This window comes from Thalassospira lucentensis MCCC 1A00383 = DSM 14000 (genome assembly GCF_000421265.1).
GTDB classification, from domain to species: domain Bacteria; phylum Pseudomonadota; class Alphaproteobacteria; order Rhodospirillales; family Thalassospiraceae; genus Thalassospira; species Thalassospira lucentensis.
Genome location: NZ_ATWN01000001.1, coordinates 467,498 through 493,384 on the forward strand (window position 1 = coordinate 467,498; position 25,887 = coordinate 493,384).

A 25,887-nucleotide genomic window follows, 5' to 3' on the forward strand; every position below is an offset into this window, starting at 1 on the left:
TTTCAGGTGAAAGACGCCGCTTTTTTGTTTGATTTTGAGACACGTAACGGTGTCTGCTGCGTTACTGCCAGCGGTCAGAAAAATCGCGCGGGACCATCAGAATGTCCCGATCCACCTTGGTCACGTCAGTGTGTCCGCACAGCGCCATGGAAACCTCAAGTTCCTTGTGAATGAGCTCGAGCGCCTTGGTGACGCCGGCTTCGCCCATCGCACCCAGACCATAGATGTATGCCCGGCCGATATAGGTGCCCTTTGCGCCCAGGGCGAGTGCCTTAAGAACATCCTGGCCAGAGCGAATGCCACTATCGAGATGGACCTCAATCTTGTCGCCGACGGCATCCATGATAGCGGGCAATGCGCGAATGGAGGACAAGGCGCCATCCAACTGGCGTCCGCCATGGTTGGACACTATGATGGCATCCGCGCCGACATTCAGCGCCTCCAGCGCATCGCGTGGATCAATGATCCCCTTGATGATCAACGGTCCATCCCACATTTTCCGGAACTCGCGTATGCGGTTCCAGTCAAGTGATTGGTCGAAGGATTCTGCCGTCCATGTGCTCAGTGATGAAGGGTCGCCAACACCCTTGGCATGTCCGACAATATTGCCAAAGAAACGTCGCTTGGTGCCAAGCATGCCCAGGCCCCACTGCACCTTTGTCATCATGTTCGCGACGGATTTCGCGGTCAATTTGGGTGGGGCTGACAAACCGTTTTTCAAATCCTTGTGTCGCTGTCCCAGCATCTGAAGGTCTACCGTGATGACGGCTGCCGAGCACTTGGCCGCTTTCGCCCGGTCAAACAGGCGCTGCATGAAGTCGTCATCTTTGAGCGTGTAAACCTGCAGCCAGAATGGCTTGGATGTATGTTCGGCGACATCTTCGATCGAGCAGATCGACATGGTCGACAAAGTGTAGGGTACACCGAACTTTTCAGCCGCACGGGCGGCCTTTATCTCGCCGTCTGCGCATTGCATTCCGGTCAGTCCGACAGGCGCAAGCGCGACAGGCATAGAGACATCCTGACCGATCATCTGGCTTTGGGTTGACCGTCCGGCCATATTCATTGCCACCCGCTGACGCAGGTGAATATCCTGAAAGTCAGTCGTGTTTTCACGGAATGTCTGCTCGGTCCAGCTTCCGGATTCTGCGTAATCGTAGAACATGCGCGGCGCGCGCCGTTTATAGATACGTTTCAGGTCTTCGACGCAGGTAATCACTGGCATGAGGTCAACTCCGAATAAAATGGGCTCGGTAATGGTAATACCAGTTTCAGAGGTTATCGCAAACCGAATTGAAAATCAGCTTCTTGCTGACCGTTTTCGCATGTTGGAAGCAGGGCGATGTTCTTGTTGGGAAAGAATTTTAAAAACAAGGATCGGAAATTCTGCAGGTTGTGATAAGAACAAAAGATCAAAGAGATAATTTCTGAATTTAAGGTGAATTCCGATGGTGGGAAATATGCGACGAATTTTCAAAACATAACTTTTGAACCTCTGTTGGATTTCCCCGTTATTTGTGAAGGGCCGCTAATGGAGCGGTCTTTTTTTTGTGCCAATTCCAAAGGTTGGCAACGACCTGAACCCCAAAGAAAGGGACCCCCGATATGCAGTACAGAAAGCTGCACGACGCCGATCTTGATGCCGCAACCTCTTTCCTTGCCAACCATGCTGCGACCAGCATGGTTCTGCGCGGGAATTTGCGAACTGCGGGTATCGAGCGACGTCGTCATCCGCTTTCTGGAACATATTTTGGGGAAGTTTCCGAAGCGGGACACGTCTCGGCGATCATTGCGCAGTTTGGTAATGGCAATGTGTTTGTTCAGGCCGGGGAGCAAGCAACGATTCCGCACGCCTTGACCACGGCATTCCGTGCTGAAATCCCGCATCCGGTGGCGGGTATCTTTGGTGATGCCGATCAGGCCGCCGACATGATTGATCAGCTTGGCCTTGGCGATGCTGATTTTGCGATTAATGCATCTGATGTGCTCTATACGCTTGATCTGGCTGATCTGATTGTCCCGGTAAATGTTCGGGCTGATGGGTTTCAGATGGTCGATGCGGAAAAACTGGATCGCAGCACTTTGCTGCGCTGGTTGCGCGCTTATGAGATTGAGGCGCTTGGCGCACAGGATACCCCGTTGCTTGACAGTAAGATCGCATCGCGACTGGTGCATGCGCTTGATGCGCGCACCATGTGGGGGCTGATTGTCGATGGAAAACCCGTCAGTCTTTCGGGGTTTAACGCGCAACTGCCTGAAATGGTGCAGGTTGGTCCGGTCTGGACGCCGGTCGAGCAACGATCAAATGGCTACGCCCGTATTCTGGTCGCCAAAACCCTGTTGGCGGCGCGATCCAACGGGGTAAAGCACGCCATCCTGTCAACCGACAGTGAAGCGGCGGCAAAGGCTTATGAGGCGCTTGGATTTGCCAAAATCGGCCGCTATCGCCTGGCGTTGCTTGAATGCCCTGTTAAAATTGACGGCCAGTTGGAGCCGCAGCTCGCCGTTTGATCAAGGTTGGCTGTCGTGCCCGTTTTGACATCGGTGCCAATATATTTCGCCCCTGCCAGCATTGTTGTTCTGCTGGCAGGGGCGGTTTTGTTTAAAAATCGATGGTAAGGCTTTCTGATACCTTGCCGGGACCGCCAGCCATCAAGCCAAGGATTTTGCCGTTTTCAACGGTGAGTTCCACTGTAATAAGGCTTGGCGATGCCGGGGTCATAAAGCGGCCTTGCTCAATCACCAGAGTTTCTTTGTTGATGTTTAAATGGTCGTGCAGGACACAGGCGAGCGGACCTGCGGCCATGCCGGTTGCGGATTCTTCCTCAATGCCATAGCGCGGGGCGAACATCCGGGTTGTGGCATCCTTGTCCGTTGCGTCCCTGTCGGTTGTGAAGACGTAATATCCGACAAGATCAAGCTTTTCACTGATGTCCGAGATAAGGTCAAAGTCCGGTTTCAGGTTGCGAAGGGTTGCGCCGTCTTTTACGCCAACGACGATAAAATTATTGCCGGTGTTGACAAGAACCGGGCTGACGTTTTGGGCGAGATCAACTTCATTAATCCCAAGTGATTTCAAAACGTCAGCCGCGGTGACGCCGCCGTCGGCCCAATCACTTGGCATGCGGTAGCTGGGGCCAAGCTGTTCCATATAAGCCGCACCGTTTTTAATGACGATTTTGCGTGGGCCATCAACGGTTTCCTTTGATGTTTCGCCCTCGGAAACGCGTCCCAGTTCGGCAAGGTAGGAAAAGGTCGCGATGGTCGCGTGGCCGCAATGGGCAATGCGGCGATTTGGCGTAAAGAAATCAAGCTTGAAGGCCTGTGTCTTTGATTTGGAAACAAATGCCGTTTCAGACAGGCCAACCTTGGCTGCAATTCGCAGCATGTCCGCATCGCTCAGATTGTCGGCATCAAGTAAGACTGCCGCCGGGTTGCCGCCGCTGTTGCCGGTGACAAAGGCGTTGACAACTTGGGCGGTGATTGTTTGTGTGTTTGCGTGAGTCTGTTTCATGTTACTATCCAGAACGTCAGAGATAATTTATCCGTATTCCCTGTTTACGGTATGAGTTTGCAGAAGAATACTCATAAATACATGAGATCAGTTCATGAATATGGATCGAAAACAAACCATCGCAAAGCTCATGCAAGCTGCGCCGATGCTGGCCGCCATTGGCGAGGAGATGAGTTTCACCAAGGCGGCTGAGCGACTGAACGTCGACCAGTCGGCGGTGAGCCATCGTGCAAGGTCGCTTGAAGAGGCGCTTGGTCATACGCTGTTTGATCGCACCACACGCAGTCTGCGGCTCACCGAAATTGGCGGGATCCTTTGTGGGGCGGCACGCGAAAGCGTTGCCGGGTGGGATCGGGCACTTGATAAGCTTGACCGTGTCCAGTCGACGAACCTGATTCATCTTTCCATGCCGTCGTCGCTGGCGATGAAATGGTTCATCCCGATATTGCCGAACGCCCGGGCAATGGGCCTCAACATTTCGGTCGATGTCAATGAGCAGGCCATCGAGTTTCAGGCAAATGAGGCCGACGCTGCGATCCGGTTTGGTCGGGGCCCGTATCCCGGTTTGCATTCATCCCATCTTGCGCAGTGCTGGTTGCAGCCTGTCGCAAGTCCCAAATATCTTGAACATATCCCTGCACCTGAAACGCTTTTAAGTCACCCAGATACAGTCTTTCTTGCCGACCGGCGTGGGGAAATGGATGGCTCGGAATTTAGTTGGGATTACTATCTATCCAATGGCGGGCTGAACCGCGAAAGTATCATGCCGGGCAGTCAGTTTGATCGCGCCGATTTAATGCTTCAGGCGGCAATCGGTGGCATGGGGGTGGGATTGGGAAGAACCCTTTTGATCGAGGGGGATATCAAGGCGGGGCACCTTATGGCAATCGGCCCGGCAGTCCGGATGCAATCGGCATATTGGCTGGTCTGTTCGCCCAGTTTTGCCCAAACCCACCGGTTTGAAACGTTACATCAGTGGATCAAGACAGAAATTCGCTCCATCACGAGTCCGCACTTACCAATCGACTGACGGTTAAAGACGAACAAGTTACCTGCTGTGTTAGAGGCAACGGCTTGGCGTGGTCGGTAAGCCCGGTTAAGCTTGATGATACTTTTGCGCTGAAATTTACTGTTTGATTGAGGGCGTTCTGAAACACCATCTTTTACATTGGTCCCGTCGCCTTTCGTTTCTGCCAACATATGTTTTGGTGCTGGCGGGATTGATTATGTTTGCGATCTGGATCATGGGGGCCGGTACAGCACAGGCGGACAATCTTGATCAGGTGTTGTATCGGTTTGAAAACCGCGCCCTGACACTGGGACGTTATGGGTCGGTTTCGGGGTTTCAGCACAAGCTGTTTGTCGAAGCCGCGCGGTGCAAAGATGGTCCTGTTGCGGTCTATGGCAAGGCTGATGGTATTGTCGGGGCGAAAACCCGCCAAGCGATTGTTGATCTTCAACCCTGCCTGAATTCAGCCGTGCGGGCTGCTGTGGGCGCAGAGCAGTACGGTGCGATCACGGTCGGGCTTTGGCGTTTGTTAATGCCTACCGACATATCGCCACCCGATGCGATTGAGCGCGCCAATCAGCTGACCTTTGCACTTGAGGGGACGGATTACGACGTCATCCAGTTTAACTTCTGTCAGTCGAAAAACCCGCGCAGCGGCAAGAGATTTCTCGAAGGTGATCCATATTGTCATACAAATGATCCGCGTGCCTATTTGACATGGGGCCCGCGTGGGGCAACCGCCGGGGCCGGGGCGGAAATACAGCAGATTATCTTTGCTGCCGAACGCGCCAATCCGGGGTTGCTACAATCCGTATTCGGGCCGCTGACCGAGGACATGCACCGGCTGGCACTGGGCAATAACGATGCGGCCTTTGATATCCTGTGTTCGATCTGGATTGATACTGCGCAACGTGAGGATTTCAAACGCCGTTTCGCCGACTATGGCGCGCGCGACGAAGTGCAGCGTGCCTATCGTCAAGTCTACGACGCGGCCAATGCCGATGGCGGCAAAATCGCCCGGTTCTTTAAGCTGTATGGGGCACTTCGTCCGATCATCAAGCGCGATCCAACCGAAATCGATCTGGCGTTTTTCATTGATCGGGCAACCCATGGATCAGTACCACCGGGCGATATCAGCCAGCTTGTTGATCGCATGACAAGCTTTGCCACCCGGACCCGCAACCTGCCCAGTCCGGGGGAGCTTCGCAAGCAACTGGCCGCGTGGTTGCCAACCCATCATAAATACAATGACCGGTTGGCGCGCGATGCGATTTTCCTGATTGATGACCCAGACGTTATTTTATCAGACGCCCATCGCCGTATGTGGCAACAACGATCCGGGCTAAAAGCCAGCGATTTTGGCCTGTCGGATCAACGCCAAGTCGCTAGCTATCCGGTGGTCGCCCCAACCGGGTATGAGAAAATCGAGAAGTTCTATACCGTGCTGCCCGAAGACAAACGTGCCTGTCCATCAACGGTTCGGAGTGCACGGCGTCCATAGTCGTGAATATCTTAAATGGGATATGTATTTATATTCCTAAATGCGGTTCGGGCCGATTCTTAGGGGCTCCAAAAAAATGCCAATAAACAGCCTGATCGTCTGAGTTGAAATTATGACTTGCCAATTTGCCGTAATGAGAACAAAATAAGAACATTATTGAGGTTAATAGGGTTGAATGATGCAAGATATTTCAATTTACCTTCCGGGGATATTGCTCGCCTATTCGGCTTTCCTGTTGGCAATCGCCAGCCCCGGTCCGAATGTTTTGGCCGTCATTGGGACATCGATGAGTGTCAATCGTTCTTCGGGTATGGCTTTGGCGATTGGAGTGGCGACAGGGTCATTTTCTTGGGCGGTGCTGACGGTGTTTGGCCTATCCACTATCTTAGCGGCATATGCCGAGGCACTTCTGATAATCAAGGTTTTTGGCGGCCTCTATCTCTTGTGGCTTGCGTATAAATCCTTCAAGTCAGCGGCATCCAGCCATGATATCAAGGCTGCGGAGCTTGCGGGTGGTCTCCGGACGCCATTTGGATATTTCAAGCGCGGTTACATTATTCAGATGACCAACCCGAAGGCGGCCTTGGCATGGATTGCCATCATCTCGCTAGGGCTGAAAGATGGTGCACCGCTTTGGGTTGCTGCGGCTATCGTGCTTGGAACCTTTGCGCTTTCGATGGCTGTTCATCTTCTTTACGCTATCGCGTTCTCCACACCCATTATGGTGCGCCTTTACAGTAAAGCGCGTCGGGTGATTCAAGGTGTCCTCGGAGCCTTCTTTGCCGTTGCTGGCCTGCGCTTGCTGATGAGCAGGAGCTGATCTAATGTCAATCTATAAGGATCCTGTTGCTGCAAACTTGAATGATGGCTTTGTGGTTGCCATCAACATTGTTGCAAAGGATGGAGAAGCCGAAGCGGTCGCCGATATTCTTGAGAGTCTTATTGAGCCAACGATGGCGGAGGAAGGTGTGAAGTTCTTCATGCCTTACCGGTCTCCAACTGATCCCAATGCGTTCTTTATTTATGAGCTTTATGTCGATGAAGCGGGTTGGGATGCGCACAACAAATCGGTTCACTTTCAGAATGCGGTCGGGGAGCTTGTTGAGAAGGTTGCAAGCAGAGAGCGCGTGCCCTTTCTGCCGTTTGTAAGTTAGCTTGAGTGCGCTTTATCTCCGTAAGAACAGTCTTCTCTTTAATGAGTGAAGGCTATTGATGCGGGTACCTCCTTGCCGGGCAAACGATTGAACCGTGTAAAACGGTTTTGATTCCCCCGATTATGTTCTAAACGCTTGCATCTGCGGGGTGTGTTTGCCAACATCCGCCGGTTATTGATGCCCTGATTCCTTTCGGGGCACGTCTATAGGAGCAAGATTTGAAATGAATGACGTTAAGGTCAAAGTCGGAATTCTCGGTGCCAGCGGATATACCGGGGCGGAATTGGTTCGTATTCTTGCGCACCATGAAGCTTCGATCATCACATTGCTGACCGCGGACCGACGCGCCGGACGTCCATTCGGGGAAGTTTTCCCCCATCTTGCCCATATCAATCTGCCAACCATGATCAAGATCGAAGATGCCGATTGGTCAACCGTGGACCTGATCTTCTGTGCGCTGCCCCATGGGACGACACAGGAAGTGATCGCCGGATTGCCAGATCACGTCAAAGTTGTCGATCTGTCGGCAGATTTCCGGTTGTTTGACCCGGCGACCTATCAGGAATGGTATGGTGCTGAGCATGCAGCACAGGATTTGCAGAAAGAGGTTGTTTACGGTCTGACCGAACTGCACCGTGAAAAGATCAAAAAAGCCCGCGTTGTGGCCAATCCGGGCTGTTATCCAACTCCGGTACAATTGGCGTTAACCCCGCTTTTGGAAAGCAAGTTGGTGCATGCCGATGACATCATCATTGATGCCAAATCCGGTGTCACGGGGGCAGGCCGTTCGCCCAAGGAAATGACCCTGTTTGCCGAAGTGACCGAAGGCATTCATGCCTATGGCACTGGCGGGCATCGCCATGCGCCCGAGATCGAGCAGGGGCTTGCATGGGCTTCGGGCAGTGACGTTGTGGTCAACTTTTCACCGCATCTGATGCCAATGAGCCGCGGTATTTTGGAATCCATCTATGTCAAAATGACCGATGGGACGACCGCCGAGGACATTCAGGCCGCCCTTGCCAAACGCTATGCCGACGAGCCGTTTGTCCGCATCCTGCCATTTGGGGTGACGCCGCAAACCCGTCATGTGCGTGGGTCGAATTACGTTTTGATGGGTGTCGTCAAGGACCGGGTTCCGGGACGTGTGATCATTGTCGCGGTTGAAGATAATCTGGTGAAGGGGGCGTCTGGTCAGGCGGTGCAGAACATGAATGTGATGCTGGGCCTGCCCGAAACCATGGGGCTTGAGATCGAGCCGCTGTTCCCGTAAGGGCGGGAAAAGGTTTCCTCATACAATTAAAAACAGGCGTGTCCAAACCGGGCGCGCCTGTTTTTTTGTGTGTTTTAGCCCATGGCGCGTTTGAGGATTTCAAACAGTTTGGGATCGTCGCATTGCGCCACATTAAACCGCATCAGATCATCGGCGGTTTGTGAGATGCTAAAAACATTGCCCGGTGCCAGCACCACACCATCGGCAATAGCATTGCGCGCGACCGTGGCGGCATTCATGCCATCGGGCAGTTTGCACCACAAAAAGATCCCTGCATCGGGTGTTGAGACGGGGGTGATCCCCAGCGACTGCAATTGGGACGTCACCCGTGTCATGGCCGTTGCTAGGCGGGTGCGCAAAGCATCCATATGTTTGCGATAGGTGCCGTCCTTTAAAATCGACAAAACCAGTTCCGGGGCAAGGTTGCCACTGGAAAATCCGGTGGCGATCTTAAGATCGGTTAGCCCGTCGATCCAGTCAGGCGATGCGGCGATATAGCCACAGCGCACCGATGCGGACAGGGTTTTGGAAAAGCTGCCGATATGAATAACCCGGTCCAACCCGCCAAGCGCGGCAAGACGCGGAGCGGGCGTGTTTTCAAAATCGGCAAAAATGTCGTCTTCAATCACAATCAGGTCGTGCTGTTCGACGGTTTTTAAAATGCGATGGGCAACCATGGGCGAAAGGGATGCGCCGGTTGGGTTGTGAAGCCCGGAATTGGTGATGTAAAGACGGGGTTTTGTGTTCTTGACGATGCGGTCAAAGGCATCAACATCGGGGCCATTCGCGGTAAAGGGAACGCCGACGATATTGGCGCGGTGGGCGCGTAAAAGTGCCTGAAAATTGAAATAGCACGGATCATCAATCAGGACAGTATCGCCCGGTTCGATCAGAAACCGGCAGAGCATATCAATTGCCTGTGTCCCAGACTCGGTCAAAAGGATCTGATCGGGGCTGGTATCAATGCCATATGTCGCCATGCGCCGTGACAGCAACTGGCGGAGCGGGGCAAGGCCGAGCGGCGTTCCGTAATCGGTCAGGGTTTCGGTGCGGGTGCGCGACAATGTGCGCAACGCACGCCGGATCGATGTTTCGGGCATCCAGCTTGCCGGAAGCCAGCCACAGCCGGGCTTGAGCATGTCGGGCCGCGCATCAAGCGACTGGCGTGATACCCAGAACGGATCAATGGCCCGATCCAGTTTGGGGCCGATGCGGGTGATCGAAAGCGGGGCGGTATGGGCACAAACAAAAAATCCCGATCCGCGCCGTGACTGAATGACACCGTCGGCCACCAACCGGTCGTATGCTTCGACCACGGTGGAGTTTGACACCCCCATTTGCTGGGCAAAGGCCCGGATCGACGGCAAACGATCCCCCGACAACAGATTGCGTGCGCCAATGCGCTTGCGGATAGTCGCCATGACATGGGCGACAAGTGTCCCGCCATCGGTTGGTGCTTTAGCCCGATCAAGTGTCACTGTAGTGCTCCTGTAATCAATACAGTTTGGTCTAATTGTATTTGATTGTGTCTGGTGATCGCGCGACAGGCAAGCGAAAGATACGTCTTCAAATCAAGTGGAGGCGACGATGGCGATTGCAGTGGAACGGACAGCGGGTGGCTGGCTCAGCGGGTTGATCGGGATTTTGATTTTTAGTGGATCACTTCCGGCAACCCGAATTGCGGTGATGGATTTTGATCCGCTTTTCCTGACCGTGGCGCGCGCGACAATCGCCGGGATGATCGCACTTGTGATTTTGCTGATGACCCGCACCGCCCGGCCACAGAGGTCCGACTGGGGATCGCTTTTGGTGGTGGCATTCGGGGTGGTTGTCGGCTTTCCGTTGTTAACGGCATTGGCGCTTGAGCATATTACATCGGCGCGGTCGATTGTGTTTATCGGGTTGTTGCCGCTGGCGACGGCGATCTTTGGTCTGTTGCGCGGCGGGGAACGACCGCGTGCGGTGTTTTGGCTGTTTTCGGTTCTGGGCAGTGCGCTTGTTGCCGGGTTTGCCGCGATTGGCAGTGATGCTGGTGCGATGCGCGGTGATCTTTATATGCTGGGTGCGATTGTTGTTTGCGGGCTGGGCTATGCCGAAGGCGGGAAATTGTCGCGCCATCTGGGCGGCTGGCAGGTGATCTGCTGGGCATTGGTGATCTCGCTGGTTCCCATGGCGATCCTGTGTGCTGTTATGGCACCAGACAGTTTTACCGAGATCAGCGTGCCCGCGTGGTTTGGTCTTGGCTATGTCTCGGTCTTTAGCATGCTGATCGGGTTTTTCTTTTGGTATCGTGGACTGGCCGTTGGCGGGATTGCCGCAGTCGGACAATTGCAATTGCTGCAACCGTTTTTCGGTTTGATGCTGGCAGCTCTTATTTTGGCGGAGCCGGTTGGCTGGGCGATGATTGCCGTAACGGTCGGGGTGGTGGCCTGTGTTGCCGGGGCAAAGCGATTTGCGCATTAAGGCGTTTAGTTGTCAGAAGCGTTTGGCCGCCAGGGCATGGGCGAAGCGTATATTTGCCTATTCGCTTGATATCGGCGGTGTGACTGGAAATTCGTCAAGTTGGGGCAGGTCAACCGGGATGACATCCGGCCAATAGAGTTCATGGATTTTCTGTATGAAGCCTTCCTTGTGCAGATCGCGCATGATTTTCACGATGCGGTCTTGCTGCGCGATCAGGGATGATTTGCGGGAAAGGGCCATGTGGATGTCATTGTGAACATCTGATCTGAACGGGGCCTTGATGATGGCGTCTTGCATGTTGTTCTTGCGAATTTGGTAATCGGCGTTGGCATCCGATCCAACGATGGTGTCGATCCGGCCAACTTCGAGCATTCTAAGGATCAGGATTTCCGAACCGGCTTCATATTTTTCAAGCGATGGGTCGCTATCGAACGGTTCGAAATAGCGCGAATCAACGACCGAACCAATTGCAAGTCCGCGCAAATCAGCATAGCGGGTGATCGATACCGGGCTTTGTTTATTGACATAGAAGACCGGATTTACCCGGCTATAGGGCGGATAAATATATTGGGCGAATTTCGCCCGTTCGTCGGAATAGGCAAAGCTTGTCAGGACGTCGATCTCGCCAAGATCAAGCATCTTAAGGCATCGGCGCCAAGGGCAGGGTTGGGATTTCAGTTTCAGCCCAAGCCGGTTTGCAACTTCGTGCAGTAGCATCAGATCAATGCCCTGACGCCCGCCGTCGTCATCTTCTATTGCAAAAGGTTCCCATACCGAAAAGGCGGCAATCATTGTACCTTCCGCCTGTGATGCAGGTGCCTGATTGTCGTGGTCAGCCAGCGCAGGATGGGAAAACAGCAGGCACACGGCAATGGCGCACGCCCTGCGCAATGTTGTAATCACGGTTTTTCCGGTAATTTGGGATGATGCAGGTTTTGTTTTGATAATGTGCATGCGCTGGATTTTTCAGAGAAAAATTTTCAACTTCACATATTAGAATTTAAACTGGCATATCAAGGTATGTGACGGCAGGGTGGTTGTAATCTTAAGCCGGAATGTCATTGAGAACGAACACCATTTTAAGAAAGGCCGTGTGACCATGCGTTTATCCTATCGCGGGGTTAAGCCCACCATCGACGAAAACGCCTTCATTGCACCCAATGCGACAATCATTGGTGATGTGGAAATCGGGGCGGAAACCGGTATCTGGTTTGGCTGTGTCATTCGCGGGGACGTGCATGAAATCCGTATTGGATCACGCACCAACATTCAGGACCTGACGATGGTTCATGTCGCCAAGGGGAAATTCGGGACCTATATCGGCGACGATGTCACCATCGGACATGCCGCGATCATTCATGCCTGCACGCTTGAAGACAGAAGCTTTGTCGGTATGGGGGCAACCGTGATGGATGGCTGTGTTATTGAGCAGGGTGGGATGCTGGGCGCGAACGCATTGTTGGCACCGGGAAAACGCATTCCCGCTGGTGAGCTTTGGGCCGGTGTTCCGGCCCGCAAGGTGCGCGAGCTGACTCAGGAAGAAATTGAATTTTTCAAGGTGTCCGCCGATCGATATGCCGATCTGGCACAGGAATACCGGGTGTCTATTCCGCTTGATCTTGCGTGATGCCGCTACCCTAAAGGTTATGAATAAAGCGGCATGTTTCTTCACAGGGTATTGCTTGGCGTTGAATTTAGTTCAGTGCGGCATCTAAGATGCGGCATATGGCATGTCAGTGCCATATGTCGTTACGATCAACAATCAAAAGTTCGGCGTACCCGATGATGCATTGCGAAACGGGTATGACACGGATGTAAAGAGAGTGATTGAAATGCCTGGCAGGCTGTTCTTGCTTGGCTTGTTCGTATCCTTGACTGTGGTCGTGACAACGACGCGCAGTGGATCGACCAAGCCGATGGTCGCGTGTGAGCGGCCCTTGACCATTCGTGCGTCTGAAGCGTATGAGCCGTTTAGCATCAAAGATGTGAACGGAACTGCTGTGGGCATTGATAACCTGTTTATGGCCCGCGTGATGGATGCCATTGGATGTAAATTTCGCTTTGTTTTCAGACCATGGAAGAGGTCGCTGCTAGAAGTGCGTGAGGGAGAGATTGACATTCTACCGTCTGCGTCTTTGACCCAAGAACGATTAGAGTATGCGTTGTTTTCCGCACCATACCGCAATGATGTAACCGGGTTTGTCGTCCGACACGGTGATGTCAGGGCATTTAATGTGACCAGCCTTGACGACGTTGTGAAGTATGACCTTAGAATTGGGCGCGTACGTAGTGCATATCGTGGCGAAGTGTTTGAAAGATTTTTAGCCCGATCAGATTCGGCCAAGTATGTGGTTGATTATTCGATTGCCCCGCATGGACTCAATTTATTGGTGAATGGGCGCATCGATATGATGTTGGGGATGCCCTTGGCCTCAATTGCGCAGGCGGAAAAGATGGGTGTTGGAGATTTGGTGGAAATCCATCCTTTCATGCTGGGCAAGGAACCTGTGCGGTTAATGTATTCGCGCAAAACCATTGCGCCTGAACTGGTCCGTCTGCTTGATGCCGCCATCAAGCAGGAGGTTTCCTCCGCGCGCTATCAACAGCTTTATGGACCGCAGGCAATAGAAACCCAATAGGTTCGGATAAGATGACGCGCATGTGATTTTGGCTGCGTTTGCACGTATCTGTCTTGCGGATATTTCTGGCATACGATAGCAAGACACCACTCCTTCATAAGATAACTTTACCGTGCGCCACCACGCCCGGTCACAGGAAACGGAACCGGGATATGACTCGTTGGCAGGCAAACGCCGTAATTGTCTTTGTCGCCCTGATCTGGGGCACAACCTTTGTTGTTCAGCAAACCGGTATGGAAAACATCGGCCCGCAATATTTTACGGGTGTGCGGTTCCTGCTGGGGACATTGGCGGTATTGCCGTTTGCGTTACGTGATCTGCGCAAAATCAAACGCAGTGGCGGGGCGCTTTCGCGGCTTGATGTGTTTGGATTGGTGGCCACGGGCATTTCGATGTATCTGGCCAGCATTCTGCAGCAAATCGGTATTATTTCTACAACCGTAACCAATGCGGCATTCCTGACGGCGTTTTATGTGCCGATGGTGCCGGTTTTGGCCTTTTTCGTTTTTCGGGCGCGTCCGCACTGGTCGGTTTGGCCGGGTGGGATGATGTGCGTTCTTGGCACGTATATGCTGAGCGGGGGTAACCTTTCGGCATTGGGTTCGGGCGATTTTTGGGTGATGGGCAGTGCGGTATTCTGGGCGACACAGGTCGTTTTGATCGGTGTGATGGTCAATCGCACCAATGCCCCGGCACTGGTTGCCGCAACCCAGTTTTTCATTACCGGTATTCTGGGGATGGTGATGGGAGCCATGACCGAAACGTTCAGTTTTGCCGATATCTATAATGCCGGATTTGAAATCCTCTATGCCGGGATCATGTCGGCCGGGATTGCCTTTACCCTGCAGGCGGTGGCCCAGAATTATACCGAAGCCGCCGATGCCGCCATCATCATGAGTGCCGAGGCGGTATTTGCCGCCATTGCGGGCGCGTGGTTCCTTGGTGAACGTCTGGCACCGGCGGAATATGCCGGTTGCGGCGTTATTTTGGCAGCAATTGTTGGCGTGCAGCTGTTGCCAATGATGCGCCGTCGCCCGCGCGTTGCGGTATAAAAACAATCTGCCTTGATGTCGGGCGCTTGTGCCTGATGCTATCCTGCCATGGAGAGATGTTCATGCGGGCATTGACTTTTATCAAAGCAGGGGGCAAATCTGGGGTGTAAATGAGTATCATTTACGATGCTGATATACACCGTTTCGCCCCGTTTTGCAGAAGTTAAAAGTGCCCGCCATGCGTGTTCTAAAATGTCGTTGTTTCAAACCTGTCCGTTCCGGTGCGGCCATCATGGCCGTTGCCATGGTGATGGCTGCAGGAATGGCTGGTGGCGCGCAGGGTTCTGAAACCACGACGCAGCAAGACTTCTTGCGTAAGCTTGTTGGCGATGCACATGGCGTTTCCGCCAACCCGACTGTGCGTGAAATTGCCGCAGCCACCGATAGCCTGCAAGACAGCCCGTTTGAAGACCGGGCGGCATTGGGCGAGGCGCTTTATTTCGATACCCGTCTTTCGGCCAACCGCACGCAAGCCTGTGCCACCTGTCACGATCCATCAACCGCGTTTCGCGATCCGCGCTTTGATGTGGCGGACGGGGCGTTTTCACAAGGTGATGACGGCAAAAGTCTTGGTGACCGGAATGCGCCGATGGCGGCCTATGCGAAGTTTTCGCCGACATTCCATGTCCGCGAAGATGGTGTCGCAGTCGGGGGGCAGTTCTGGGATGGGCGTGCGGCTGATTTGGCCGAGCAGGCCGGTGGGCCGCCATTGAACCCGATTGAAATGGGCATGGCCGATAAGCAGCCCCTGATCGCACGGCTGCGTGATGATGAAGATTACTTTGCCGGGTTCAAGGCGCTGTTTGGCGATGATGTCTGGTCAGATGATGATGCGGCCTATCGCGCGATGACGCAGGCCATAGCAGCCTTTGAGGAAACCGATGAATTCGCCCCGTTCGACAGTAAATATGACCGGTTCCTGCGTGGTGAGTACAAAATGACGCCGCAGGAGGAGCTCGGTCGGGTATTGTTCTTCTCGCAGCAGTTTACCAACTGCAATACCTGCCACATGTTGAAAGCCAGCCCAACGGCAGAGGGTGAAACCTTCACCAATTACGAATTCCACAACATCGGCGTGCCGCGCAATGTCGCCACACGCGGTGCCAATGACAAGGATGTGGCATTCACCGATAACGGGTTGCTGGATAACCCGGCGATTGAGGACGCGGGTTATCGTGGCAAATACAAAACCCCGTCATTGCGCAATGTTGCGGTGACGGGCCCCTATATGCATAACGGTGTGTTTTCCGATCTTTCTACCGTCGTGCGGTTTTATAACAAGTACAACAGCCGCGCGAAAGCCAATCAGACCAACCCGGAAACCGGCAAGCCGTGGGGCGATGCGGAAGTGGTCGGTACGATTTCACTGACCGAGCTTGAGCAGGGCGATGCGCTTGATAGCAAACGCATCAATGCGATTGTCGCGTTTTTGAAAACGCTAACCGATGCACGCTATGAACCGCTTCTGGCAGATCAGGAAGAACAAGCGGCAAAGAACTGATTTTAATTGGTTTTAAGCGTCTCGATCACCGCACTTTGCGCCAAGTCACCAAAGCCGTCCGATGTTGCCTTTGTAAAGACATCCGATGCCGCCCGGCCAACGGGCAGGGACATTCCCATATCGGTTGCCAGTTGTATCGCATAGCTTGCATCCTTGGCGCGAAGGCCGGTTGTGAAGTGAATGCCTTCGTGATGGTTGCCGCTGACCATGCCGGGAACTGTTATTTTGCCCGACATGCTGGCGTTTGCCCCTTTGGCGAATGTTTCCGCGACCAAATCACCATCCAGACCAGCCTTTTGCGCAACCGCGACCAGTTCGGCGGCCGCAGCGATATGCACCGCGCCAAGAAGGTTGTGCATCAGTTTATACACCGTGCCCGATCCAATCGGGCCGAAATGAACAATCTGTTTACCAACGGCATTCATGAATGGCCGGGCGCGATCAAGAACCGCATTATCTGCGCCGATCAGAAAGACGGTGTTGCCTGCCTGGATATCAGCGGGAACGCCGGTTACGGGCGCGTCGATATAGGCGCAGCCTGTTGCTGTGATCTTTGCGGAAAGTTCCAGGACGAAGCCATGCGACAGGGTGGAGCATTCAATCGCCAGTGTTTCGGGTTTCATGGCGGAAAGTGCACCGTCAACGCCCAGCCAGACGGCCTGTGCACCGCTGTCATCGGCCATAAAGGAGATTACCATATCGGCGTTGCGTGCCGCGTCGGCCGGTGTGGCGCAGGCTTTGGCCCCCAAGGTAACAAGCGGCTCGGTTTTAGCTGTGCTTCGGTTCCAGACTTGAACGGCATAACCCTGCTTAAGGGAACGGATGATCATTGCCGATGCCATGCGGCCAGTTCCCAGAAATCCGATCGTTTGGGTCATGATGTGGTTTATCCTGTATTCTACATTATGCAATTTGCGCGGTATCTTGCGATTGGTGATGCCACAATTTGCCATGAATGTATCATGCCAAACCCTTGAATAAAGGTGATTGTGGTGTTGGCAGTCCAAAACAGGGAAATGACGTGACCGGTATCAGAACTTCTTTTTCGATGATTTTCGCGATGGCGGTAACGCTATGGCCATTTGCGGCATCGGCCGATTTTAGGGAAAGCGACTTAAAGGCAGATCCCAGCGGCCAGTTTTATTGCGACGAGACGATGGACTGGTGTTTTGGTCTTGCCCAGAAACCCAGTAACGCCGGCGAGGGGCACACACCGCTTCTTCTTGTCCTGCGCGACGGCAAAGAGGTGACGCGTCAGGAAATCATTCTGGGGAAAAGGCGACATGACGGCAATGGCGGTTGGCGCAAAACCGGCATTTGGCCGCACCGGTTTCATGATCCGCAACGCCGTGGTGCATTTCTTATGGGAATTGTGACGACCACGACGGTTGGATATTCAGGCGGTGGCGCATCTGTTGCGATGCTGTCACTCATTCGGGTGGACCCGACGCCGGGAAACAACCCGACAGGAACGCCGCCCGTACTTGGCATGGTTGCAACGGTGCCACTGGAAGCGTCCAAAATGATCCGGGCCTGCTTTAGCGAACATGACGTGATCGACCGCCATCAGGTGTGCCATGATGAGTATGATTTTGAAGCCAGCATTACGCCACTATCGGACGTTGGTGCGCAGGTTGGTGACGATGACGCGGGGCAAGGAAACATGCCGTCGCTTCGGTATGTTGCGCGTGCCAGCCGGTTTCCGCCAAACGCTGATCTTGGCACGGACTCAAGTGTCCGGCCGCAGTTGAGTAAACAGGAAATGGTGCGTGCGGCAGACCTTTCTTGCAGTTTTGATGCAGTTTTCAGGTTTGATCACAAGGCGGAAGAATATGAAATTGATCTTCCGATTGAAGGGTGTGAAATCTATTTGATCCCATGAAAAAGACGCGCTGTTATGGATACAGCGCGTCTTTTTTTGTGCCTGAATATGGTGCGGGCTTAAGACAAGCGCACTTTGACGTAATCGCCCGGTGCCGGGCCAAGGACCTTGAGCTTGCCGTCGCCGGGTTTGCGCGCATCGACTTTGCCACCCGATCGACGACTGATCCAGTTTTGCCAGTCTGTCCACCATGATCCGTCGTGCTGGGCTGCCTTGGCGATCCAGTCTTCAGGGTTTTCCGGGGTGCGGTTATAGGTCCAATAGCAATATTTCTTGGCCGCAGGCGGATTGACCACACCGGCAATATGACCCGATGCTGACAATACGAATTTAACCTGACCGGACATCAGTTGCGTTCCGGCATAGGTTGCCTGCCACGGCGCGATGTGGTCTTCGCGAGTGGATAGGAAATAGACCGGGATTTTGATGTTGCGCAGGTCAATCGGCTCGCCCAGAATTGAAATTCCGCCGGGTTCACGCAGCAGGTTTTTATTATACATATTGCGCATATAGAAACTGTGCATGGCCTTTGGCATGCGGGTGGAATCGGAATTCCAATACAGAAGGTCAAACGGGAAGGGGTCTTTGCCCAGCATATAGTTGTTGACGACAAACGACCAGATCAGGTCATTGGCACGCAACATGTTAAACGACATCGACATGTCCCGCCCATCAAGATAGCCCTCCTTGGACATCTTGTTTTCGAGACTTTTGATCTGTTCATCATCGACAAAGACCGACAGTTCACCCGATTTTTCAAAATCCATCAGGGTGGTAAAGAATGTTGCGGATTTAATCCGGTCATCCCCTGTTTTGGCCATATAGGCAAGGGTGGAGCTTAGCAGCGTCCCACCAAGGCAATAGCCAATCGCGTTGACGTCGCTTTCACCTGTTGCTTTTTCAATCATGTCCAAAGCCGCAAGCACGCCTTCCTTGGCATAATCTTCAAAGCTTTTTTCGGCCAGTTCGCTGTCGGGGTTGACCCATGACAGGACAAACACGGTGTGTCCCTGATCGACAGCCCATTTGATGAAGGAATTTTCCGGGCGCAGATCAAGAATGTAATATTTGTTGATCCATGGCGGCACGATCATAAGCGGGCGTTTGGCGACCTTATCGGTGCTTGGCGTATATTGTTGCAATTCCATCAAGGGGGTTCTGCCGACGACCGATCCTTCGCTGGTGGCGACGTTTTCGCCAATCTTGAACGCATCAAGGTCCGTCATGCGGATTTGCAGTTTGCCCTTGCCACGTTCAAGGTCGCCCAGAAGATTTTGCAGCCCCTTAAGCAAATTCTCGCCGCCACTTTCGATGGTGGTGCGCAGAACTTCCGGGTTGGTCATCAGGAAGTTGGTCGGTGAAATCGCATCGGCAAACTGGCGGGTATAAAACTCCACCTTCTGGGCTGTTTTGTCATCCAGACCGTCAACGTCATGGACAAGATTTTGCATCCATTGCGATGACAGAAGGTAGGACTGTTTGATGTAGTCAAAGACTTCATTATTTTCCCACGCTTCGTCACGGAATCGACGATCCCCGCGCAGCGGTGACGCCACAGGTTCGGATTCTTCGCCCATCATGCGCAGCGTTGTGTTATGCCACAGCATATAATATTGCTGCCACAAATCCATTTGCGCCTCGACCAATTTGGTCGGGTTTTGCATGATCTGGCTGGTTAATTCGACAAAGGCCGAGCCGATATTAAGGGGGTCAGGATCAGAAATTTCAGGGTCTTCAGCCTGTTTTGCGAGGAAGTCTGCGACAAGTCGTTGACTTCTTTCGGCAATTTCTGCCATTGCTTCTGACAGTTTTTCGGGGTCCGGGTGATTGAGTTCAGTTTCTTTGGCCTGTTGATCGCTCATGGGGCATTCCCTTATGATACCGCGATGGATAGGGCGTAACACAAAAACGTGGTAAGCATCTTTGCAATATCGCAAGACTTTTTACGTTTCATGTTCCGGCTATCCATTTGGCGCGCCGGGTTGAAACTCTGCTTGATCACAAGCTAATCATGGTCTTAGCCTAGCTTGCCGGTATGGGGTAGTACAAGAATTATAAGGTGACGTTTTGCAGGCTTATTCAACGCAGGCGTCATCAAACCAAAGTTTGGAGCAGCGAAAACAAATGGGCGTTCTGAAATCGACGACAGGGCAGTGGTCGTGGCAGGAGACTGCAAGGGGGAAGCTGCGGCTATTGCTGCAGACCGGTTCTGCGCTGGCGGTGGTCATGACACTGGGCGCCTGTTCTTCGGTTCCTGATGCGATCAATCCGGTGGAGTGGGGCAAATCCGTTGGCGATATGTTCGACGGCGAAGGCGATGAAACCGCCAAGTCCGAAGAAGCCATTCCCGGTGAAGACGGCGAATATCCGAGCCTGTCAGATACTCCGGCCAAGCCTATTGTGACTGGCGATCAAGAGCGCGATGCCCTGATTGCGGGCCTTGCTGCGGATCGCACCAATGCGCAATATACCCAAGGGGGCCGTCGTCAGACGTCCGATCCGGTCAATGCGTTGCAGTCTGCACCAGAAGTTTCTGCATCTGAACCCGTTATCCAGCCAGCACCCACCACCCCGGTGAGCAGCAGTGCAATGGCCGATGCGACCAGTGCGGCGACAACCCGTGCCACCAAAACAACGACGGCTGCGACCAGTGGCGTTACATCGGCACAGTCGGGATCGAAAATCGCCGATGAGTGGTCGGCAAAGTCACCAACCTCCGGCCCGATTCCAACCCCGGAAGCTGCACCTGATCGTCCGGCTGTTGTGGCGGGTGCCGCAGCAGGGGCTGCTGCAGGTGCCGCATCAACCGCCAGTGAGCGTGAGGCCGAGCAGTTGGCCGCCTATGAGGCTGCACAGGCCGCAGAGGCCGGTCGTACAACTTCGCCACAACAGTCAAGCGCACCGTCGTCTGGTGATCCGGTGATGGATCAGTATCAGCGCCGCCTTGCCGAAGGTCAGGGCCAGTTTGCCAATGAACCGGCGGCATCGTATGCACCAGTTGGTCAGGGTGAGGACTTCGACTACTCGATGTATTCTGACAATGGCGCGGTCACTGTCGATGAAAGCCAGTTTGGCGGTTCCGATCCGGTTTATGGTGGCGACACCATGACAATGGATATGTCGGAAACCAACGACATGCTGGCATCCCGCCTTGGCGTGCGGTCGATCAATCAGGCTGGTCCGTCTGTCAATGGTGTTCAGATTGCACAAATCCAGTTTGGCCATGGTTCATCAAACCTTGGCGGCAGTGACGGCAATGTCCTGCAACAGGTTGCCACTACCTGGCAGCAGACTGGCGGCGCCATTCGGGTGATTGGCCATGCGTCAATGCGAACTGCGAACATGAGCCTTGAAGAGCATATGCAGGCAAACCGCCACGTTTCAGAAAAACGTGCGTCGGCAGTTGTGTCACGCCTGTTGTCACTTGGGGTTAATCCAGGCGCGATCTTTGTTGGGGCCGATGGCTCGGCTGATCCGCGGTATTACGAAGGTGTTCCGGCCGGTGAGGCAGGCAACCGTCGCGTGGAAATCTTCCTCGATTACTGATCGCGACTTTAAAAGTATCACCTGATCGGACAGAGGTTCGCAGGGTAGAATGAACGAATATCATCAGCGCGGAAGGGCATGCCTTTCCGCGCTGATGTTGTTTCAGGGGGCTGGATGTGCCCGGTTTTGAATTTAAGCACGGTTCAAGTGCATTAATTCGTTGAGTCATTCTCCCAGAAAAGGTAAATCCTTCGAATTGTACGCTGTGAAGCGCCTTTTTTAGGTGCCTCTACGCAATTTTCGTAAATTCGAGGATGTGATTTTCGCATAAAATTCGAAAATCGCCAATTTGATGAGGATGTAGGATAATGTCCCAAGACTTCCACCGCATAAAACGTCTCCCGCCCTATGTATTCGCAGAAGTAAATGCGATGAAGGCGGCGGCACGGCGCGCGGGTGAGGACATTATTGATTTCGGCATGGGTAACCCGGACCCGGCCACCCCACAGCATATTGTCGATAAACTGGTCGAAACGGTTCAGAACCCGCGCACGCATGGCTATTCCATGTCACGCGGCATTCCCGGCCTTCGCAAAGCATTGGCGGCTTACTATGGCCGTCGTTTCGGGGTGGATATTGATCCGGAAACCGAAACGGTTGTGACCCTTGGCTCCAAGGAAGGGCTTGCCAACTTGGCGGCTGCGATCACAAGTCCCGGTGATATTTTTCTTGTGCCCAACCCGTCCTATCCAATCCATGCATTTGGTTTCATCATTGCCGGTGCCGCATTGCGCCACATCCCGATTGGCCATGATGATCAGGGCACGTTTAGTACCGAAAGCTTCATGGAACAATTGCACCGTGCGGTAAAACACTCCGTACCCAAACCAAGTGCGGTTGTGTTGAACTTCCCGGCCAACCCAACGTCACTTGTGGTTGATCTGGCATTTTATCAGGAAGTTGTCGATTTCTGCCGTAAGCATGAAATCTATGTTCTGTCTGATATTGCCTATTCCGAGATTTATTTTGATGGCAATCCACCACCCTCGATCTTGCAGTGCAAGGGGGCCAAGGATATCGCCGTTGAATTCTATTCGCTTTCGAAAACCTATTCGATGGCCGGCTGGCGCATTGGCTTTGCTACGGGCAATAAAAAGCTGATCAACGCCCTGACGCGGATTAAGTCATATCTGGATTACGGTGCGTTTACCCCGGTTCAGGTCGCGGCAACCGCCGCCCTTAATGGTCCACAGGATTGCGTTGAGGAATTCCGTAATCTGTACCGCGAGCGCCGCGATATCTTTATCGAAGGTGCATTAAGTGCAGGCTGGGAAATCCCAAGTCCGGCGGCCACCATGTTTGCTTGGGCACCGATCCCTGATGCCTTTGCCGAACTCGGATCGCTTGATTTTTCCAAGTTGCTTTTGCAGGAAGCGGGCGTTGCGGTGGCACCGGGGCTTGGCTTTGGCGAGTATGGTGATCGTCATGTTCGGATTGCACTGGTGGAAAACAAACACCGCATTCGACAGGCCAACCGGAACATCAAACAGTTCTTTTCCAAGTGCCCGGATGCAGATTCTGCACGTGAACTGTTGAAGAAATCTGTCTGATATCTCATAAAGCATTCTGTGTTTCGCCCGGGACATGTCCCGGGCGTTACTTTGTCAGGATGCAGGACGCATGAAATGATGCGGTTTGTGTCCTTGCGGATTAAACCACGGGCTTAGGAGTTATCGTGAAAGACGTCGTTAAAATCGGTGTGGCAGGCGTCGGTACGGTCGGTGCCGGAACCGTTAAACTGCTGAGTGAACATCGCGACATCCTGACCGACCGTTCGGGTCGCCAGATTGTTGTTACAGCGGTATCGGCGCGTGATCGAACTCGCGATCGTGGTTTTTCAACTGACGGTCTGACCTGGTATGAAGATGCCCGTGATTTGGCCGCCGACAAAGATATCGACATTCTGGTCGAACTGATCGGTGGATCAGACGGCATTGCCTATGACGTGTGCAAGGCCGCCCTTGAAAACGGCAAACATGTTGTCACCGCCAATAAGGCGCTGATTGCGCTTAAGGGCGCGGAACTGGCCCAGATTGCCGATGCCAATAAAGTCACCATTGCCTATGAGGCTGCGGTTGCTGGCGGCATTCCGGTGGTTAAGGCGCTTCGCGAAGGTTTGGCAGGCAATGCCATTTCGCGTGTCACCGGCATCCTGAACGGGACCTGTAACTTCATCCTGACCACCATGCGTGAGCAGGGCCGTGATTTTGCCGATGTGCTGGCCGAAGCGCAAAAACTTGGCTATGCCGAGTCTGATCCGACCTTTGACGTTGATGGTATTGATGCCGCACACAAGCTGGCCATTCTTGCCAGCCTGGCATTTGGGGTTGAGGTTGATTTCGATGCGGTGGCGGTTGAAGGCATTCGCAGCGTATCGGCCCTTGATATTCAGCTGGCCGAAGAACTTGGATACCGCATCAAGCTTCTGGGGATCGCCAAGCAGACGCCAGAAGGCATTGAGCAGCGCGTATCGCCCGTAATGGTGGACCGTTCAACACAGATTTCCAAGGTCGAAGGCGTGTTTAATGCCGTCGCGCTTGAAGGCGATTACGTTGGACCGGTTGTCCTGCAGGGACGCGGGGCGGGTGAGCGCCCGACCGCATCCGCCGTTGTTGCCGATATCGTCGATATCGCAGCGGGTCGTACCGCACCGGTATTTGGTGTTCCCGCTGAACGGCTTAAGAAAAACGTGCGTGCGTCACTCGAAAAGCATGTTGGTGCCTATTACCTGCGCCTGATGGTCTGGGATCGTCCCGGGGTTATGGCAAAGGTGACCGCGACCCTTGCCCAGCACGGTGTTTCGATGGCCTCCATGATCCAGCATGGCCGGGCTGAAACTGAAGGTGGTGTTGTGCCCGTCGTGATTGTTGCGCATGAAACAACCGAAGCCGCCATGTCGGGGGCGGTCGAAGATATCGCAGCGTTTGAAAGCAATTCGCAGCCGCCGGTTCTGATGCGGATTGAAAGTTTCGCATCTTAATAAAACAAACAAGATATAAACGCCTCGCACCTGTCAAGATGCGGGGCGTTGTTGCAGCAGGCCGTTTGACTGATATGATCACGCGGGTTCGCGTGGCTTGAGGCAACTGTCATAGAAAACCTGTAGAAAGACATATTTCGATCAAGGTTTCGCGCCACTGTAGGTTTTTACAGTTAGACCCCCGGTACGGTGGGGGGATGCGGAAAAGACAAGAACAATAAAGCAAGACAACAACGAGACAGGGCCCCCAGACCCTGCACCACGAAACAAGGAAGACAAAATGGATCGAAATCTCGCGCTTGAAACCGTCCGGGTTACCGAGGCCGCAGCACTGGCGTGCTCTGGTCTGATGGGACGTGGCGATGAAAAGGCTGCTGATCAGGCGGCTGTTGATGCGATGCGTAATGCGCTTAACAGCATGGACATCAGAGGCACGGTCGTCATCGGTGAAGGTGAACGCGACGAAGCCCCGATGCTGTTCATTGGCGAAGAAGTTGGTTCGGGCGAAGGTCCGGAAATTGACATCGCGCTTGATCCGCTTGAGGGTACGACCATCTGTGCGACCGGCGGTCCGAACTCTTTGGCGGTTGTTGCCATGGCGGAAAAGGGCGGCTTTTTAAACGCGCCGGATACCTATATGGAAAAAATCGCCGTTGGCGGTGGTTTGCCAGACGATGTTGTTGATCTTGATGCCAGCCCGGCCGAAAACCTGAAAAACCTTGCATCGGCCAAGGGCTGTGCGGTTGCTGATCTTGTGGTTTGTATTCTGGATCGTCCGCGCCATCAGGACATCATTGCCAAAACCCGCGAAGCAGGTGCACGCATCATGTTGATTGGCGACGGGGATGTTGCCGGTGTGATCGCGACCTCGCAGAAAACATCGGGCATTGATCTTTATATGGGCACCGGTGGCGCACCAGAAGGCGTTCTTGCCGCAGCCGCCCTTCGCTGTATCGGCGGTCAGTTCCAGGGGCGTCTTGTTTTCCGCAATGACGATGAAATCGCACGTGCGAAAAAATGGGGTATCGAAGACCTCAATCGCAAATACAAACTTGGCGAGCTTGCCAAGGGCAATGTGATGTTTGCCGCCACGGGCGTTACCGATGGCGCAATGTTGCGCGGGGTACGCCGTTTTGCCAATGGTGCGGAAACCGAAAGCATCGTGATGCGCAGCCAGTCAGGTACCGTGCGCTATGTCCGTGCGGTCCACGATTTCAGCCGGAAAATCTGGTACAAATAAGCGCCGTCTTTTCGGAATGGTCAAAAGGGAGTGCGGCGCACTCCCTTTTGTCGTTATACCAGTATTCTAATCGCTTGCAGGGCAGGGCGGTCTGGGTTACATCCTGCGCCCCTTCAAAACATAAAAAACGCCGGAG

General features: G+C 53.6%; 22 protein-coding genes. 16 read left to right on the plus strand and 6 right to left on the minus strand.

Annotated elements, in window-relative coordinates:
• Positions 1-61: 61 nt before the first annotated feature.
• Entirely contained in the window at positions 62-1,225 is a 1,164-nt protein-coding gene (locus K355_RS0102240; protein WP_022730488.1) for an alpha-hydroxy acid oxidase, read from the minus strand.
• Positions 1,226-1,605: 380 nt separating this feature from the next.
• On the opposite strand from K355_RS0102240, the gene K355_RS0102245 reads away from it, so the two are divergent.
• On the plus strand, positions 1,606-2,511 hold the full coding sequence (locus K355_RS0102245) for a GNAT family N-acetyltransferase (RefSeq protein ID WP_022730489.1): 906 nt from the start codon (positions 1,606-1,608) through the stop codon (positions 2,509-2,511).
• Between the two features lie 91 nt (positions 2,512-2,602).
• Here K355_RS0102245 and K355_RS0102250 read toward each other — a convergent pair whose 3' ends face one another.
• Positions 2,603-3,514, minus strand: a complete 912-nt coding sequence (locus tag K355_RS0102250; RefSeq protein WP_022730490.1) for a PhzF family phenazine biosynthesis protein — start codon at positions 3,512-3,514, stop codon at positions 2,603-2,605.
• 94 nt (positions 3,515-3,608) lie between these two features.
• Here K355_RS0102250 and K355_RS0102255 point away from each other — a divergent pair, with 94 nt between their 5' ends.
• The 5 genes from K355_RS0102255 (at position 3,609) to argC (ending at position 8,448) form a co-directional block, all read left to right on the plus strand.
• Entirely contained in the window at positions 3,609-4,544 is a 936-nt protein-coding gene (locus K355_RS0102255) for a LysR family transcriptional regulator (RefSeq protein WP_022730491.1), read from the plus strand.
• Positions 4,545-4,740: 196 nt separating this feature from the next.
• Positions 4,741-6,024, plus strand: a complete 1,284-nt coding sequence (locus K355_RS0102260; RefSeq protein WP_114091521.1) for a hypothetical protein — start codon at positions 4,741-4,743, stop codon at positions 6,022-6,024.
• Positions 6,025-6,199: 175 nt separating this feature from the next.
• A complete protein-coding gene (locus K355_RS0102265) occupies positions 6,200-6,844 on the plus strand; it encodes a LysE family translocator (RefSeq protein WP_211219010.1) in 645 nt (214 codons plus the stop codon).
• A gap of 4 nt (positions 6,845-6,848) precedes the next feature.
• The gene (locus K355_RS0102270; protein ID WP_022730494.1) at positions 6,849-7,178 is read left to right on the plus strand and encodes a putative quinol monooxygenase; all 330 of its coding nucleotides are present in this window, start codon (positions 6,849-6,851) and stop codon (positions 7,176-7,178) included.
• Between the two features lie 223 nt (positions 7,179-7,401).
• The gene (gene argC, locus K355_RS0102275; protein WP_022730495.1) at positions 7,402-8,448 is read left to right on the plus strand and encodes an N-acetyl-gamma-glutamyl-phosphate reductase; all 1,047 of its coding nucleotides are present in this window, start codon (positions 7,402-7,404) and stop codon (positions 8,446-8,448) included.
• Positions 8,449-8,522: 74 nt separating this feature from the next.
• Here argC and K355_RS0102280 read toward each other — a convergent pair whose 3' ends face one another.
• Complete coding sequence (locus tag K355_RS0102280; protein WP_022730496.1) at positions 8,523-9,926, minus strand: aminotransferase-like domain-containing protein; 1,404 nt, start codon at positions 9,924-9,926, stop codon at positions 8,523-8,525.
• 109 nt (positions 9,927-10,035) lie between these two features.
• Here K355_RS0102280 and K355_RS0102285 point away from each other — a divergent pair, with 109 nt between their 5' ends.
• Positions 10,036-10,911 (plus strand): DMT family transporter, encoded by an 876-nt coding sequence (locus tag K355_RS0102285; RefSeq protein ID WP_022730497.1) that lies wholly within the window; start codon positions 10,036-10,038, stop codon positions 10,909-10,911.
• A 57-nt stretch (positions 10,912-10,968) separates the two neighbouring features.
• On the opposite strand, the gene K355_RS0102290 is transcribed toward K355_RS0102285, so the two are convergent.
• Complete coding sequence (locus K355_RS0102290; RefSeq protein ID WP_162142272.1) at positions 10,969-11,814, minus strand: substrate-binding periplasmic protein; 846 nt, start codon at positions 11,812-11,814, stop codon at positions 10,969-10,971.
• 196 nt (positions 11,815-12,010) lie between these two features.
• On the opposite strand from K355_RS0102290, the gene K355_RS0102295 reads away from it, so the two are divergent.
• The 4 genes from K355_RS0102295 (at position 12,011) to K355_RS0102310 (ending at position 16,103) form a co-directional block, all read left to right on the plus strand.
• Complete coding sequence (locus K355_RS0102295; RefSeq protein ID WP_028791231.1) at positions 12,011-12,538, plus strand: gamma carbonic anhydrase family protein; 528 nt, start codon at positions 12,011-12,013, stop codon at positions 12,536-12,538.
• Positions 12,539-12,848: 310 nt separating this feature from the next.
• Positions 12,849-13,550 (plus strand): substrate-binding periplasmic protein, encoded by a 702-nt coding sequence (locus K355_RS0102300; RefSeq protein WP_162142273.1) that lies wholly within the window; start codon positions 12,849-12,851, stop codon positions 13,548-13,550.
• 152 nt (positions 13,551-13,702) lie between these two features.
• The gene (locus K355_RS0102305) at positions 13,703-14,602 is read left to right on the plus strand and encodes a DMT family transporter (RefSeq protein ID WP_022730501.1); all 900 of its coding nucleotides are present in this window, start codon (positions 13,703-13,705) and stop codon (positions 14,600-14,602) included.
• Between the two features lie 178 nt (positions 14,603-14,780).
• Positions 14,781-16,103 (plus strand): cytochrome-c peroxidase, encoded by a 1,323-nt coding sequence (locus K355_RS0102310; RefSeq protein WP_245562887.1) that lies wholly within the window; start codon positions 14,781-14,783, stop codon positions 16,101-16,103.
• A 2-nt stretch (positions 16,104-16,105) separates the two neighbouring features.
• On the opposite strand, the gene K355_RS0102315 is transcribed toward K355_RS0102310, so the two are convergent.
• A complete protein-coding gene (locus tag K355_RS0102315; protein ID WP_022730503.1) occupies positions 16,106-16,981 on the minus strand; it encodes an NAD(P)-dependent oxidoreductase in 876 nt (291 codons plus the stop codon).
• A gap of 143 nt (positions 16,982-17,124) precedes the next feature.
• Here K355_RS0102315 and K355_RS0102320 point away from each other — a divergent pair, with 143 nt between their 5' ends.
• Positions 17,125-17,985 carry a hypothetical protein gene (locus K355_RS0102320; RefSeq protein ID WP_147250378.1) on the plus strand — a complete coding sequence of 287 codons (861 nt, stop codon included), beginning with the start codon at positions 17,125-17,127 and terminating at the stop codon, positions 17,983-17,985.
• A gap of 59 nt (positions 17,986-18,044) precedes the next feature.
• Here the strand turns inward: K355_RS0102320 and K355_RS0102325 are convergent, their stop codons facing one another.
• Positions 18,045-19,847, minus strand: coding sequence for a PHA/PHB synthase family protein (locus tag K355_RS0102325; protein ID WP_022730505.1), 1,803 nt, complete (start codon positions 19,845-19,847; stop codon positions 18,045-18,047).
• A 331-nt stretch (positions 19,848-20,178) separates the two neighbouring features.
• Between K355_RS0102325 and K355_RS0102330 the strand changes: the two genes are divergently transcribed.
• The 4 genes from K355_RS0102330 (at position 20,179) to glpX (ending at position 25,751) form a co-directional block, all read left to right on the plus strand.
• Positions 20,179-21,531, plus strand: a complete 1,353-nt coding sequence (locus K355_RS0102330; protein WP_245562888.1) for an OmpA family protein — start codon at positions 20,179-20,181, stop codon at positions 21,529-21,531.
• Between the two features lie 308 nt (positions 21,532-21,839).
• On the plus strand, positions 21,840-23,081 hold the full coding sequence (locus K355_RS0102335) for an LL-diaminopimelate aminotransferase (protein WP_022730507.1): 1,242 nt from the start codon (positions 21,840-21,842) through the stop codon (positions 23,079-23,081).
• A gap of 125 nt (positions 23,082-23,206) precedes the next feature.
• Positions 23,207-24,511, plus strand: coding sequence for a homoserine dehydrogenase (locus K355_RS0102340; protein WP_022730508.1), 1,305 nt, complete (start codon positions 23,207-23,209; stop codon positions 24,509-24,511).
• Between the two features lie 280 nt (positions 24,512-24,791).
• On the plus strand, positions 24,792-25,751 hold the full coding sequence (gene glpX / locus K355_RS0102345; protein ID WP_022730509.1) for a class II fructose-bisphosphatase: 960 nt from the start codon (positions 24,792-24,794) through the stop codon (positions 25,749-25,751).
• Positions 25,752-25,887: the final 136 nt, after the last annotated feature.

Coding starts and splice junctions, on each gene's coding strand:
- K355_RS0102240 (WP_022730488.1), bottom strand. CDS start 1,225: ATGCCAGTGATTACCTGCGTCGAAGACCTGAAACGTATCTATAAACGG.
- K355_RS0102245 (WP_022730489.1), top strand. CDS start 1,606: ATGCAGTACAGAAAGCTGCACGACGCCGATCTTGATGCCGCAACCTCT.
- K355_RS0102250 (WP_022730490.1), bottom strand. CDS start 3,514: ATGAAACAGACTCACGCAAACACACAAACAATCACCGCCCAAGTTGTC.
- K355_RS0102255 (WP_022730491.1), top strand. CDS start 3,609: ATGAATATGGATCGAAAACAAACCATCGCAAAGCTCATGCAAGCTGCG.
- K355_RS0102260 (WP_114091521.1), top strand. CDS start 4,741: ATGTTTGCGATCTGGATCATGGGGGCCGGTACAGCACAGGCGGACAAT.
- K355_RS0102265 (WP_211219010.1), top strand. CDS start 6,200: ATGATGCAAGATATTTCAATTTACCTTCCGGGGATATTGCTCGCCTAT.
- K355_RS0102270 (WP_022730494.1), top strand. CDS start 6,849: ATGTCAATCTATAAGGATCCTGTTGCTGCAAACTTGAATGATGGCTTT.
- argC (WP_022730495.1), top strand. CDS start 7,402: ATGAATGACGTTAAGGTCAAAGTCGGAATTCTCGGTGCCAGCGGATAT.
- K355_RS0102285 (WP_022730497.1), top strand. CDS start 10,036: ATGGCGATTGCAGTGGAACGGACAGCGGGTGGCTGGCTCAGCGGGTTG.
- K355_RS0102295 (WP_028791231.1), top strand. CDS start 12,011: ATGCGTTTATCCTATCGCGGGGTTAAGCCCACCATCGACGAAAACGCC.
- K355_RS0102305 (WP_022730501.1), top strand. CDS start 13,703: ATGACTCGTTGGCAGGCAAACGCCGTAATTGTCTTTGTCGCCCTGATC.
- K355_RS0102310 (WP_245562887.1), top strand. CDS start 14,781: ATGCGTGTTCTAAAATGTCGTTGTTTCAAACCTGTCCGTTCCGGTGCG.
- K355_RS0102315 (WP_022730503.1), bottom strand. CDS start 16,981: ATGACCCAAACGATCGGATTTCTGGGAACTGGCCGCATGGCATCGGCA.
- K355_RS0102325 (WP_022730505.1), bottom strand. CDS start 19,847: ATGAGCGATCAACAGGCCAAAGAAACTGAACTCAATCACCCGGACCCC.
- K355_RS0102335 (WP_022730507.1), top strand. CDS start 21,840: ATGTCCCAAGACTTCCACCGCATAAAACGTCTCCCGCCCTATGTATTC.
- glpX (WP_022730509.1), top strand. CDS start 24,792: ATGGATCGAAATCTCGCGCTTGAAACCGTCCGGGTTACCGAGGCCGCA.